This is a genomic window from Acinetobacter sp. Root1280, from assembly GCF_001425285.1.
Lineage (GTDB): Bacteria > Pseudomonadota > Gammaproteobacteria > Pseudomonadales > Moraxellaceae > Acinetobacter > Acinetobacter guillouiae.
On the sequence record NZ_LMED01000001.1, the window covers coordinates 732351 to 746376 of the forward strand.

11 protein-coding genes are annotated in these 14026 nt (G+C 36.5%); 5 read left to right on the forward strand and 6 right to left on the reverse strand.

The window, feature by feature from the left end; genetic code table 11:
• The first annotated feature begins 57 nt into the window (after positions 1 to 57).
• Positions 58 to 678, forward strand: a complete 621-nt coding sequence (locus ASC84_RS03495; RefSeq protein WP_056511758.1) for a DUF4240 domain-containing protein — start codon at positions 58 to 60, stop codon at positions 676 to 678.
• 38 nt (positions 679 to 716) lie between these two features.
• Here the strand turns inward: ASC84_RS03495 and ASC84_RS03500 are convergent, their stop codons facing one another.
• The 6 genes from ASC84_RS03500 to aceI form a co-directional block, all read right to left on the reverse strand.
• Positions 717 to 1100, reverse strand: coding sequence for a 5-carboxymethyl-2-hydroxymuconate Delta-isomerase (locus ASC84_RS03500; RefSeq protein ID WP_056511760.1), 384 nt, complete (start codon positions 1098 to 1100; stop codon positions 717 to 719).
• A gap of 547 nt (positions 1101 to 1647) precedes the next feature.
• Positions 1648 to 3102, reverse strand: a complete 1455-nt coding sequence (locus ASC84_RS03510) for a SulP family inorganic anion transporter (RefSeq protein ID WP_056511767.1) — start codon at positions 3100 to 3102, stop codon at positions 1648 to 1650.
• 397 nt (positions 3103 to 3499) lie between these two features.
• Positions 3500 to 3913: a hypothetical protein gene (locus ASC84_RS22600; protein ID WP_105712450.1), complete on the reverse strand. Its 414-nt coding sequence runs from the start codon at positions 3911 to 3913 to the stop codon at positions 3500 to 3502.
• Positions 3914 to 3936: 23 nt separating this feature from the next.
• Complete coding sequence (locus ASC84_RS03520; protein WP_004822190.1) at positions 3937 to 5652, reverse strand: AAA family ATPase; 1716 nt, start codon at positions 5650 to 5652, stop codon at positions 3937 to 3939.
• A 131-nt stretch (positions 5653 to 5783) separates the two neighbouring features.
• Positions 5784 to 7853 carry a hypothetical protein gene (locus tag ASC84_RS03525; protein WP_056511770.1) on the reverse strand — a complete coding sequence of 690 codons (2070 nt, stop codon included), beginning with the start codon at positions 7851 to 7853 and terminating at the stop codon, positions 5784 to 5786.
• An 886-nt stretch (positions 7854 to 8739) separates the two neighbouring features.
• On the reverse strand, positions 8740 to 9165 hold the full coding sequence (gene aceI, locus ASC84_RS03530; protein WP_004822192.1) for a chlorhexidine efflux PACE transporter AceI: 426 nt from the start codon (positions 9163 to 9165) through the stop codon (positions 8740 to 8742).
• 147 nt (positions 9166 to 9312) lie between these two features.
• Between aceI and ASC84_RS03535 the strand changes: the two genes are divergently transcribed.
• From ASC84_RS03535 to ASC84_RS03550, 4 genes are all read left to right on the forward strand, one after another.
• Positions 9313 to 10203 carry a LysR family transcriptional regulator gene (locus ASC84_RS03535; protein WP_034618362.1) on the forward strand — a complete coding sequence of 297 codons (891 nt, stop codon included), beginning with the start codon at positions 9313 to 9315 and terminating at the stop codon, positions 10201 to 10203.
• A gap of 88 nt (positions 10204 to 10291) precedes the next feature.
• Complete coding sequence (tal, locus tag ASC84_RS03540) at positions 10292 to 11275, forward strand: transaldolase (protein WP_056511773.1); 984 nt, start codon at positions 10292 to 10294, stop codon at positions 11273 to 11275.
• A 149-nt stretch (positions 11276 to 11424) separates the two neighbouring features.
• A complete protein-coding gene (gene leuE / locus ASC84_RS03545; protein WP_056511776.1) occupies positions 11425 to 12078 on the forward strand; it encodes a leucine efflux protein LeuE in 654 nt (217 codons plus the stop codon).
• A 718-nt stretch (positions 12079 to 12796) separates the two neighbouring features.
• Positions 12797 to 13969, forward strand: a complete 1173-nt coding sequence (locus ASC84_RS03550; RefSeq protein ID WP_056511779.1) for a benzoate/H(+) symporter BenE family transporter — start codon at positions 12797 to 12799, stop codon at positions 13967 to 13969.
• The last annotated feature ends 57 nt before the right edge of the window (positions 13970 to 14026 follow it).

Genomic DNA, 14026 nt, shown 5'->3' on the forward strand with positions numbered 1-14026 from the left:
AACAGATAGACTTGCTTTTTAGCATTAAAATTAAGCTTAAACCTTATGGAATCACTTATGTCATTACGAGAAGAAGAAAAATTATTTTGGGACGCAATAGACCAGTCGAACCACAACAAAAATGCTCACTGGTCTGATTATGATATTGACCAGCATTTACAAGATCTTGTGCAATATTTATCTCAATTAGATAAACAACAACTGATTACTTTTGAAAAAACACTTCAGCTCAAACTATCACAACTCTATAGTGCTGAAATCACAGAACTCTCGACAATTCTAGAATCTGATTTCACTGAAAAAGATGGTATTTTCAATTTCGATGCCTATTTATCAGATGATGGTTTTATTTATTTTAGATGTTGGTTAATCCTCAAAGGCAAGGAATTCTTTGATGACATACAAGAAGATATTCAAAACTTTGTTAGCGGGAAATATAGTTTTGATATAGGCGACACTTGGGCTGAGGGTCTACTCTATGTTGCTGATGAAGCATATAGCGTCCATCATGAAAATGAAGAAGAGTCTGAGATTCGTGATGCGGTATATTTACAACATCCAGAACATCACTATGATTTTGCGGCGGGCGAGATTGAAAGAGATTTACTCAATGGTGTTGAGTTACAAGCGCGATATCCAAAACTGGTTAAAGCAATATGCGAACTCAGAAATGAATAAGTAAAAGATTGGGGCCTATCTTTTAAGCCCCAAGTTGATTATTTTTGCACGAAAACTTTTTTATAAATTTCTCGTGGCATTTCAGCAAACTCTACACAGAGCTGAATTTCTAAACCCTGTGCAGAATAATCTTCAAATGACTGTAAAAATTGCGATAAATTTTCAGTCATTAAGTCTTTTTGTGGTTCAGTACGTCCACTTAGACCTTGTAAACGTACAAAAATAAATGCTTGATTACTCTGCTCGCCACTTTCATCTCCAAAGCCAATTAAATAATCCGAAACTGATTGAATACGGGATTTAATATCATGCGCGTGCCCCACTAAACCTGTATCAAACAGTGCATGATTTAAGCCCAACATCAATTTCTTTTTATCTAAATTCTGAATATTGTCAGAATAATCAATAAACATTTGTGGCATGGTATTAACCGTTTGAAAGTACTGGATATTGGTCAGAATTATAGCATTAACATATAAAAAAACTGTAAAATTAACGCGAAATTAGCATTTTAGCGCTTAGATTTATGAGAACTGTAAAAGAAAAAGCAAGTCGTAGAGGTGTTATTTTTTTTAGCTTACTTTTAGCTCTACAGATTTACTTCCAAATACTAAATTTTCTAAATGATAAGGAATTCGAGATAAATCAAATACTAATCTATATTTCGTTGATTTTAATCTGTAAATATTACTTTAAGTTTGAATCTTTTTTAAAAGCTAGACATTGGGCTTAAGTTAGCATCTTAATTATTTCAAACATTTTATTTTTTTACACTACATTGATTGTATTTTTCAGCTGTATCAATATTTCACAAGCTAAAACTATTGTCCCTCTCTTGCTGATTTTAGTTTTAGCATTTGTGGCATATATCCCATAAATGAATCTTAGCTAATTCATATTACGAAGTACTTGCATAATTAAGATTATACCGATTTTAGAGACTCTACATAAATATAGAGTCTCATTAATTTAAATTCTGGCATGTGTGCCATACTTATCGATCATAATTGAACTCGCTTCATTTAAACCACGTACTGTGACGTTGATTCCATTCTTACGAAATTTGCTTACAACAGAATCCAACATCGCAACAGATGTGACATCCCAAATATGGGAGTGAGTCAAATCGATAATTACATTTGAAATTTTCTCATTGAAGTCAAAACTTTGCATAAATTTTTCAGAAGAGCTAAAGAAAATCTGACCGCTTAAATCATATAAACGTGCTGAACCTTCAAAAGTAGACTTCACCTGAATATCATCTTCTAATTTAATGGCAAGAAATAGCGCTGAAAGCAAAACGCCACTGAGTACACCTAATGCGAGGTTATGAGTAGCCACGACCACTATGACGGTCACGATCATCACAGCATTACTACTTTTAGGATTTGCTTTAAAGCTAGTTAGAGAACGCCATTCAAAGGTACTAATAGAGACCATAATCATTACAGCAACCAATGCAGCCATCGGAATCACTTTGAGCCAGTCACTAATAAATACAACAAGAATAAGAAGAAAAATACCCGCTGAAAATGTTGATAAGCGAGAAAAACCGCCTGATTTCACATTAATCATAGATTGACCGATCATTGCGCAACCCGCCATTCCTCCCATAAAACCAGATGCAATATTCGCGATTCCTTGCCCTTTGCATTCCTGATATTTATCACTTGGTGTATCAGTCATTTCATCCACGATCGTCGCTGTCATCATAGATTCAAGTAAACCAACTGCCGCTAATGCGAATGAATACGGCAAGATAATTTTCAATGTTTCAACATTCAAAGGGATGTCTGGAAGTAAAAATATTGGAAGCGTATCAGGCAAAGCCCCCATATCCCCAACTGTTCGCACATCAAATCCAAGACTCATTGCCAATATCGTAATTGCAATAATACACACAAGCGGTGAAGGCAGTATTTTTCCTAATTTTGGAATGAGCGGAAATAAATAAATGATTACCAAACCTAATGCAACCAAAGCATAAACATGCCACGTCACATTCACAAATTCAGGCAACTGAGCCATCAAAATTAAGATAGCTAAAGCATTCACAAAGCCAATCACTACAGATTTAGAAACAAACCGCATTAACTTCGCTAACTTCAAATAGCCTGCAAATATTTGAATCACACCCGTTAAAATTGTTGCAGCAAGTAAATATTCAAGGCCATGCTCTTTTACTAAAGTGACCATAAGCAATGCCATAGCGCCTGTTGCTGCCGAAATCATTGCTGGCCGTCCCCCAACAAACGAAATCACGACGGCGATACAAAATGATGCATATAAACCCACTTTTGGATCTACACCAGCAATAATTGAAAAAGCGATAGCTTCGGGGATGAGTGCAAGCCCCACAACAAGTCCAGCAAGCACATCCCCACGGATGTTAGAGAACCATTGTTCTCGGATATTAGATAACATAAATAGCGCCTATTTTTTTGATTTTTTGATAGGCTAGTGATGTGATATACGACACACAAACGACTACACCACATCACTAGACAGTGATGAGTTATTTACAGATTAGAAGAGGTAAATAAACTTAAGGTGGCGTAAGTGTCATAAAAAAGCGCTGGTTTTGAAGGAAGTTAAAGTGCGAGTATAGCATCCAAATTTACTACACAGCTATACGATGCTGAAATTCACTTTAATTTTAGAATATGAATAACCATGAGATGAAACATTTCTGGACTAGGGCGCTTTATGGTTCTTTATCTCATTCAAAGCACGACATCTATTGTATTCTATTGATAGACCTTAACAAAATCATCAATAAGCATCTGTGTTAATTCATTCTTTTTCACTTAAAACGATTGAATCATAAGATCTGAGATGCAACAGTAGCATTGATCACCAATTCTAGATTTTCAAAATCATCAAATTGCTCAAACTCAAAATCGATCTTGATTTTCGCAATCACTTTTAGATAACCGTCACGACTTTCAATAAATGCCAATTGGTATAAATCGACAGGATTGTGGATACTTTTAATGGTAAAACACCCATTAAATGCATCACATTCATTTTCATCAAAAACCAACGTCAACCCAAGCAAATCTTTTAAAAATGGAGATGGTAGCTCCAACCCTTCAAAAGAAATATTTGAATCTATCAATTCATGCGCATAATAAAATGGGCACAACTGAAAGCAGAGATTATAACTATTAGAATATTTGCATTTAGACAAAATAGCTAAACGTGGACTTAATAACTTTTTCTCAAATTTAGCCATTAATTCATCACTAAAAACATCTATCACTCAACAAATAACAATGCCAAACGTACCTGATCATAGCCCATTTTGGGACTGGTTAAATCAACGATTGGACGCAATTTAATCGCACCATCATCATTAAAATGACTTGGATCTTGGCGTTTCTTTAATTTTTTATAAATCACACGAATTTTTTCTACAACTTCTTCACCGGGATTTGCAATCGAGATATCTAAACCTTGTTCTCGATGTAAACGAGCCAAATGATTGATAATCGTCGCAGGAGTTAATCCACGTTCAACCGCAATATCCTGAATCTCATAGCCACTTTCAAACAATTCACGTGTTTCATCAAGTGTTGCCGAAGCATAATTGGTTTTACCACTATTACGCGCCAGCTTCTTTTCATTACGTTCAATTTCAGTGGTATTTAACGTCCCGCCACAATGACGAATAAAGGCATTGTGCTGTGTGGTTAAGTCTGAATCTGCATAATGCACTTCGGCTTCATTGGATAACTCTTGAAAACGGCGATCTGCTTTAATTGCAAGACTATCCAGTTCCAACGCCTGATCATTAAAACCCAATAATCTTAAACCTTGAATCGATTTAAGCCGGGATAAAGCCACATAACCCTGACCTTTTTCAAAGGTATGGCTTAAGTTGATTTCCGCGGCTTCCAAGGTCATCCCTTGTGATTTATGAATAGTAATCGCCCAAGCTAACCGTAATGGCACTTGTTGTAGACTGGCGATGGTTTTACCACCTTCATTGTCAACAGACCATGTTTCTGGCGCAACCAATAAGGTTGTACCATCGGTCATTTTGACTTTAGGCAACATTCCCAGTTCATCGTCTTCTTCAAAACCAATGACTTCACCTAAACTACCGTTGATATAGCCCATATCGAAGTTATTTTTAACGAACATGACTTTGGCATGCTTTTTAAGCGTCAACTCATCAGGTGCACGTACAGAAGATTTCAATGTCTCAATCAGCTTTTCATTACCATCTGTGACCGCTACAAATTGATGATCATCGCCTTCAATCGCATTGAGATGCTGAAAGTTGATGCTATCCACGTCCATATTGTGGGTATATAAACGTGTGTAGGTATCACCAATGTCTTGATTACGGGTATCTTGTAGCGCTTGAATATGCTGTGGCTGAATATTCTGGGCACGAATCGCATTGAGTACATCATTCAATGCCGAATCATCTTGACGATGCTGCTCTGTCAGGTAGCAAACACGAAATTTTGCTTCAACCCAAGCGGTTGACATAAAACAAAATTTATCTCGATTTAGTTCGCTATTTTTTCCTACAGGCGGCAGCTGAAAAAAATCACCAGCCGCAATTACTTGAATACCACCGAAAGCATCATCAGATTCTTTAAAATATTTTAAAACTTGATTGACTAAATTAAGCTGTTTGGCATGTAACATTGAGATTTCATCAATGATCAAGACTTGGGCATTTTCTAAATGCTCTTTTAAGTATTTACGCTCTTTCATACGCTTTAAATCATCATCAGTCAGCGTATCTTTGATCCCAATGCCTGCCCAAGTATGAATCGTCATGCCATTCATATGTGTTGCTGCAATCCCCGTAGATGCTGTAATTGCAACAGGGACTTTGCGTGCTTTTAAATAATTGATGTACTGATTAAGCGTATAGGTTTTTCCTGCACCAGCAGATCCAGTCAAAAAGACATTTTCACCCGCTTTCATAAGTTTGAGTGCAGTTTCTTGTTTCATAACAGCCTTGAATTACCTAAACAGGATGGGACGGCTATAGCCTAACGATTTTTGCATAAAAAGTTAAGCCAAATGCATCATGAAAAGTGAATTAAAGCCAAGTCGCTCACTCAAAAATGATCTGCGTCAAACTATAAATTCCCCAATTCTTCATTGGGTTGAATACTGCTTTTCCATTTTAAATGCTGATTTACATCATCAATAAAAGCTTGAGCTTTCAATATATAAAACTCATCAGGAATATGATTATTGGGTAAACGCAATTGATCAAAGACCAAACGTCCTAATTTATAATAACAACCCAAAGTCATTTCCTGAGTCGCATCATCAACTTTCGATACATGAAATGCTACATATTCACGATCTACAATCCGCGCACAATAGGACAATGCCAAACAGTGTTTAAACACCAACGACTCTTGAATAATTCGTTTTAGGCTATTCAGTTCTTCATAGCACCACTCTTCAAAATAAATCTTTTGCATTGGTGCAACGCGATCCCAATGCTCTACATCTATTTTTTCTTTAAGTGTTGATAAGGTATCAACAAAATAATGATGTTGATGCCAACGCTGTGCTTGTTGATATAGACCAGACCAAGTGACATTCCGCTCTATATCGTGATGATCATTAAATAAATGCATCACATAGTCCAAAACAAAGCTGTCATAAATACTATGGTTAGATGCACGACCAATCTGCATGTGTTTCAGTTTTTTACGGAAATCATCGACTGTTATATTGTGCTTTTGCAACTGAATAAAAAATTCAGCATGTTGTTGTCGTTGCGGATCAATAAACTTAATCAGTTGCGTGGGCAAGCCCTGAGCAATGTGTTGTACAAACAGCATAAATGCTTGAATGATACGATTTATCTTAAGGTATATTTTTTTATACGTCTGTGGTTGATCCGCCAACATCAACGCAGCGAAATCCAACCATTCTTCGATATATAAATAAGAATTAGAAATTATTTTCTTATTCGATTTATTTTCAATCTCTGTTTTTAAAAAACTATAACGATTGTTCTTTTGGTGATTTTGCCATTCATTTGTAATTGCAAAGGAATGACATTCAATTAAAAATAGCCGCGCTGCAATATTTTTAAAATACTTTAAAACACTTATAGTGACTTCAGGATAAATCTTTGAAGTATCAATCAGACTTAATGCTGTGATCGTGATCCTGACATTGGGATCCTTTATATGTCGACTAATCCAATCATTGACCTGTTCATCTTGTTTAAATAGCCAATTTGCAGTGCGCTTAAGGCTACAAATTGGAAATTGTGGAACTTGATCCTGTTCCCAATATTCAGCATCTTTTTGTAAAAAGTGCTGCTTGCTCAATAAATCCTGATATTGCCAAAAGCCCCGTTTCATATATTTTGCATAAGCAAGCATTTGCGGTTGTTCTTGAGCATGTACAGCCAGTAATTGATAACTTGCAAAATACTGACTGAGTTCATGTAAGCGTAATGTTTCTGGGTGGAAAATCTTTAAAATACGCAAATAATGCGCTGGAATAAACTGATCTAAAGAAAAAATGGCCTGTTGAAATTTGGGTAGCAATGACTGAATCGGTAAAAACTCTTGACCCAATACAGAATTAATCAGCACTAAATGCTTAATGTTAATTTCAACACTTAAAGGAATCGCTTTACCATATTTGGCAAAATCAGAAACATAAGGATAATCAAAATATTCATAGTGCAGCAAAATTTGATCAATACGCTCTGCATCTGCTTCACTAATATTATATAAATACTGCTCTACCCGATTTTCACCATCCACCCACTCGAAAACCTGCTCAATCAGCGTTTGGCGGATGATTTGGGCTTTGGTCTTTAAATCAGTTGGATGTATCTCATGATATTTTGTTGTATAAAAATAAATATTTTCAGAGAAATATTGAACAAAACGATTGATATTGATTTTATTTTCTAAAGAACGCGGTAACTTTTCAAAATTTAAATCAAAAATTAAACCCTTTTCTTCATCAAAATAGATATTGAGTAACTGATTTGCCAGACTGAATTTATGCTGTTGTGGATCAAACTGGAAAAAGTTGTGCGCAGTAATCTCGGACAAATAGTCAAATTGATCAAGATAAATCTTATTTAAATTTGCTGAAACCTGAAGTAATTCTTGAGCAGCAAGCTGGTGTCTATGTGGCAGCTGCTCCTGAACTGTCTGCACCATATTTGTTTGCCTCAATCCATCTCTTATATATATTGAATTTATTAGGGTCTGTTGACACTTCTTCTATGTTTGCGACAACGAGTTTTTTTAAACGATTCGAGGCACGAAATACGAAATTTAGTCAGCTAAATGAGTAGTTCGTAACGACGTAGCGACAAAAAAACTCTAGTCCCGAAGGGTTGTGGTTAAAATTATCTCAGTCTGTGTTATGAAACTCGAAAATAGTCTCGCTATTCTCTTCGTTTCATGCCTTGCCTGCTCAATTTTAGCCTACAACGCAAGCCATTTATGAAATGTTAACAGACCCTATTGTAGGCGAACAATTTTACAAAACAAATTGAATTCCAATTATCTTTTGCAAAAGTTTGTTTAAACTGAGCTGTGATCGTGTAACGGTTTTTTATCTTTATTGATTATGTTTTACCTAGTTTTTATTCCTTATAGTCAAACCACCTAATTATTTATACAAGTGACTTCTATCAAGCAACTGATCATAAATGAAGCTTATGTTTTTATATGAACTTTGAGTAACAATTGATTATCAATTCATTTTTGTACTTTTGAATCATAGATGGTGATCCTATCGTGGGGCGACAGGGATGTCGCCGTTGGGCGGGGGTAAAGGACGTACCCCTCGTCAAACAGAAGATTTTTGTCACTTTTCATCTCTGAAAAGTGAGGCATTGCCTACGCAAAGCTATTTAAACTTTGAATGTAAGGTGTGGCATTGCAGTTTTTTTATAATCAAACAATTTTTCCAGAAAATTAATTTAATTAAATTTTTATAAAAAAGATCCCCTTACTTTTCAATAAAACTAAGGGGATCTCTATCGCAACACATTTGAAATTTTCACTAAAATTTAAAATAAATGCATTGCAGGCTTAATTAAGAATGTACAGGTTTTGCCCCCATACGCTCTTCAATCAAGTCATAACACCATTGGAAAATAAAGGTATAAACCAAAATACAGGTGGTCATTCCGAAATCCAATAAAATTGCTTGCCACAAAGACATATCCATTGCGTAAGCAACCATTGGAATCGTGGCTAACATCAAACCACCCTCAAAACCAATGGCATGTAAAATACGTACACCAATGGTACGTTTAAGCTTTCTCTTACGTTCAAATTGCTCAAAGAAATGGTTAAAAACCATATTCCAAACCACTGAAGTCACAGCCATTGCAACACCTAATACGCCGGTAACTTCCATTGGCACTTCAAAAATAAAACTTAATGCAATCGCTATGATCACCAACAGGATGACTTCATAGCTTAATGCATGAATAACCCTTCTTTTGGAAATCATCATTTAAAACTACTCTTTCTTGATTCGATGGTTGCATTATATTTTTATAATATTGATCAATCGAGTCAGGTTCTTTCAATTTTATTGAAAGGTTGCGTGAATTGGAGTAAATTTAAAGACTGAAAAACTAAACATAATGGTGCCAAGCGCATGAATATCAACCAAGAACAACTCACCATCTTTAAAACGGTGATGGAAACAGGTTCATTTTCAGCAGCAGCACGACAGCTTGGCAAAGTTCCCTCCGCTGTCAGTATGTCTATCGCCAACTTGGAAATAGACTTAAATCTAAAACTCTTTAATCGTGTAGGGCGTGAACCAATACCCACACCTCAAGCTCAACGCTTATATGAAAAAACTGAACAACTGCTGGTAGAAATGAATCAGTGGAAACAACAAGCGATTGCGCTTAGCGAAGGCTTGGAATCCTCATTAAATATCGTGGTGGTTTCAGAATTATTGCATACAGACTGGGCTGAATACATTGCACTGCTGGGAGAGCACTTTCCAACTTTAGAAATTAATATCTTCTCAGCACCACAAGAAGATGCGCTGAAAATGCTGATGAATCAGACGGCACAACTGGCATTGATGTTTGAACGTGAAATACTTGAAAGCCGTGAGCAATTTGTCGAATTTAAAAAAGAAGCCTTGGTTCCTGTTTCAGCTATTCATCACCCATTATCAGCACATAAACAAGTTACTTTTGAACAAATCCTACAATCCAGACAAATTGTCGTGGCAAGTCGTGATCGAACCATTAAACCCGAATTACTCTATTCTAAAAACTATTGGCGTACTGACAATCACCACTCAGCATGTGCTTTAATTTTAAAAGAACTGGGTTGGGGGGTACTTCCCTTAGAAATGTTTAATGAAAATCCAGAGCTCAAACATAAGTTAAAAATCTTAGATTTGCTCGATTTCACACCAAAATTTGAATATTTTGTCGACTTAGTCTGGAGTCGTGAGAGCAACTTAGGCTCAGCTGCTCGTTTTTTGATTAATCACATTCGAAATCAAAGAATTCATACAAAATAATAGGCCTTTCAGTACATTTTCCTGTTTTGCTCAAATCGCATTGTGTTATAAATAAATCACAAATATTTTAACTAAGAAATAATCGGTAATGACACAATCTGCATTAGATCAATTAAAACGCTTAACCACTATCGTTGCTGATACAGGTGATTTAAACGCAATTCAACAATTTCGCCCTTTGGATGCAACGACTAACCCTTCACTCATTACAGCAGCAGCACAACAGCCTGAAAGTCGTGAGCTGATTGAAGATGCCTATGCTCAAGCAAAAAAAGAAGGTTATGAATTAGATGCACTCGTCGAACGCACCATCGATATTCTCACCGTCAAATTGGGTGTCGAAATTTTAAATATTGTAGAAGGTCGTGTTTCAACAGAAGTGGATGCAGCCCTTTCCTATAATACCGAAGAAACCATTGCCAAGGCTAAAGAGCTACTTGCATTGTATAAAGAATATGGGATCGACCAAGACCGTATTTTGATCAAGATTGCCTCTACATGGGAAGGTATTCAGGCAGCGAAAGTACTTGAAGCAGAAGGTATTCATTGTAACTTAACCCTGCTTTTTGGTTTACACCAAGCCAAAGCCTGTGCAGATGCCAATGTTACTTTGATTTCTCCATTTGTCGGTCGTATTTTAGATTGGTTTAAAAAAGCTGAAAATGTAGAAAGCTATCCAATTGAGAAAGATCCAGGCGTATTGTCTGTTAAACAAATTTATCATTACTACAAGCAACATCAAATCAAAACTGAAGTGATGGGCGCAAGCTTCCGTAGCATTGACCAAGTTTTAGGTTTAGCAGGTTGCGACCTTTTAACCGTTGCACCGGGTCTGCTTGAAAAATTGAACAATGATCAACGTCATGTTGTTTCTCAACTCAGCTTAGACACTGATCAGACTGCTCAAGAACATCAAGAGATCTCTAAAGCAGAATTTAAACAACAATTGGAAGCTGATTTAATGGCATTCCAATTATTGCAAAGCGGGATTGACGGTTTTATCAAAGCGCGTGAACAACTTGCATTATTATTGCGTCAATCTTTTGGCCTAGATGCTGATTTTATTGACTAATCTATGTATTTAGAATGATTTATATAAATCTAAATTGTAGATGCGCTTTTGGTTAAAATTGCACTAAAATCGCTCACACTCTAAAGCCGAGTTTGTTATCATAAACACTCGGCTTTTTTATTTCGCTTTTCTTATACAGTGAGAATGTTGTGTTTGGTATTACCGATATTGTGACATATATACTTGGGACTATTTTTATCGTCATTTTACCCGGTCCTAACTCATTGTATGTGATGTCAATTGCCTCTCGATTTGGAATTAAAACGGGCTATATCGGTGCTTTAGGCGTATTTACAGGAGATTTAATCCTGATTCTCTGCACTGTTTTAGGTGCTGCCTCTTTACTACACGCCTTTCCTTGGTTATTTATCATTCTCAAAGTTGTAGGTGCAAGCTATCTGTCTTATCTCGGTATTCGTTTACTGATCGCAAGTATCAAAACTTGGCAAAGCAAACCACAAACGCTGCAAAAAAATACATCGAATACCACAACTAACGAACAATTCCATCCATTTCGAACAGCACTAACCATTAGCTTACTCAACCCAAAAGCAATTTTATTTTATCTCTCGTTCTTTGTTCAGTTTGTCGACCCTGATTACCCTTACCCTGCTTTAAGTTTTGCGGCACTTTCAGTGATTCTGCAAATCATCAGTATGAGTTATTTGACGATCTTGATCTTCTCAGGCGTTAAACTCGCCACTTTTTTCAATACACGCTACAAAATTGCTGCAGGTTGTGTTGCTTGTGTAGGCTTACTGTTCTGTGCTTTTGGAATAAAGCTTGCTGTTTCAACGATGTAAGCTGATTTAGCTCAATAAATCTCCCGATTAAAGCATTCTTTTTGGATCGTTCTTTTGGATAAACTGCGCTTTCTATTCAAGGCAATATCTAATCTTTATCAATGGGTAATCTATAGTCAAACCGCATAATTATTCATACAAATGATTTGCATCAAGTCATTGAGCATAAATGAAGTTTATGTTTTGTATGAACTTTTAGAAACTGTTGGTTATTAATTCATTTTTTTAGTTTTAATTCTAGATGGTGATCCTATCGTGGGGCGACATGGATGTCGCCGTTGGGCGGGGGTACAGGACGTACCCCTCGCTCAACATGAGCAAAAACAAAGCACTGCTTTGTTTGCAGCGCAAGGTTTGGCATCCCCTACGAAAAGTGAGGCATCGCCTACGCAAAGCTATTTAAACTTTGAATGTAAGGTGTGGCATTGCAAGCTTTTTATAATCAAATAATTTATTTTTCCATGTAATTGATTTGATTATAAATACTCATTAAGGGAAATTATATTCTTGTGTCAGCGTTTTTTGACAGCTTATCTATACATTGTTTTCAACTAAAACAGTTCTAGATTAAAAAAGCCAAATTCTCCCAAAATGAGAATTTATTCAATTTTATTTTTCCTTTTGCTATTTAATTCCAATTAACCCTATAAGCTTTAAAATGATCCATGTATGATGGTTGCATTTTCAACCATTCAATCAAATTTAAAAGCAAGGGATCATGCAAAAGTTACTCCAAGACTTCTCTATACCTGCTGTATTTGCAGGTTTCATTACCTTCTTAATTGGTATCAGTGTTTCGGCTGTACTCGTCATACAAGCGGCTCAATTACTTGGCGCAAACCCTGAACAAATTACCTCTTGGTTTTGGGCACTCGGTTTAGGTATAGGTCTTTCAGGATTAATTCTTTCTTGGAAATTCAAATATCCTGTTGCCACCTCATGGTCAACCGCTGCACTTGCACTCATCATTGCCACTGCCAGCGGCTACTCACTCTATGAAGCCATTGGTGCTTTCTTAGTGAGTGGTTTACTGACCGCCACACTAGGCTTTTTAGGCATATTTGAAAAAATTATTTCGTATATTCCTCAGAGTTTGACCAGTGCCATGCTGGCAGGTGTATTACTCAAATTTGGTATTGCTCTATTTGCCAGTATGCAAAACGACTGGGCATTTATTCTCAGCCTTTTGGCGGTTTATATCGTCACTAAACGGCTATGGGCTCGTTATTGTATTGTGATTACCGTGATCGCAGGAATTATCATTTGTCCATTTTTTATGGAGTTTCATGTTCCAACCTTACAGTGGGGATTGGCAAAACCAGTATGGATGACACCTGAGTTCACATGGTCTGCAATTCTCGGATTGGCACTGCCTTTATTTGTAATCAATATGGCATCTCAGTATTTACCAGGGATTGCGATGATTAAAAGTTATGGCTATAAACCCCATGTTAACCAACTTATTGGTTGGACAGGTACAGCGCAGACTTTGCTTGCACCATTTGGCTGTTATACCGTGAATATTGCCGCAATCAGTGCTGCTGTCAGTCTGGATGACCAAGTTCACCCAGACCCTGCGAAGCGCTATATTGCTGGCATGAGCTGTGGTTTCTTTTATATTTTGATGGGGCTATTTGCGGCAACATTGACAAGTCTATTGATGTCTTTTCCACATCTTTTTATTGTAGCATTAGCAGGAATCGCCTTGTTTGGTACGATTAGCCATAATATTGCAATTGCATTTCATGAAGTCAAAGATCGTGAAGCCGCACTGCTCACCTTCTTATTCAGTGCATCAGGTGTTCAGTTTTTTGGGATTGGTTCCGCTTTTTGGGGACTCCTATTTGGCTTCGCTGTTTCGTTTATTTTAAACTTCAAACTTAAAAAATAGCATTCTGATCAATAAGATGAATGGAGGCTCATTCATCTTATTTTAAATTTTCAATCA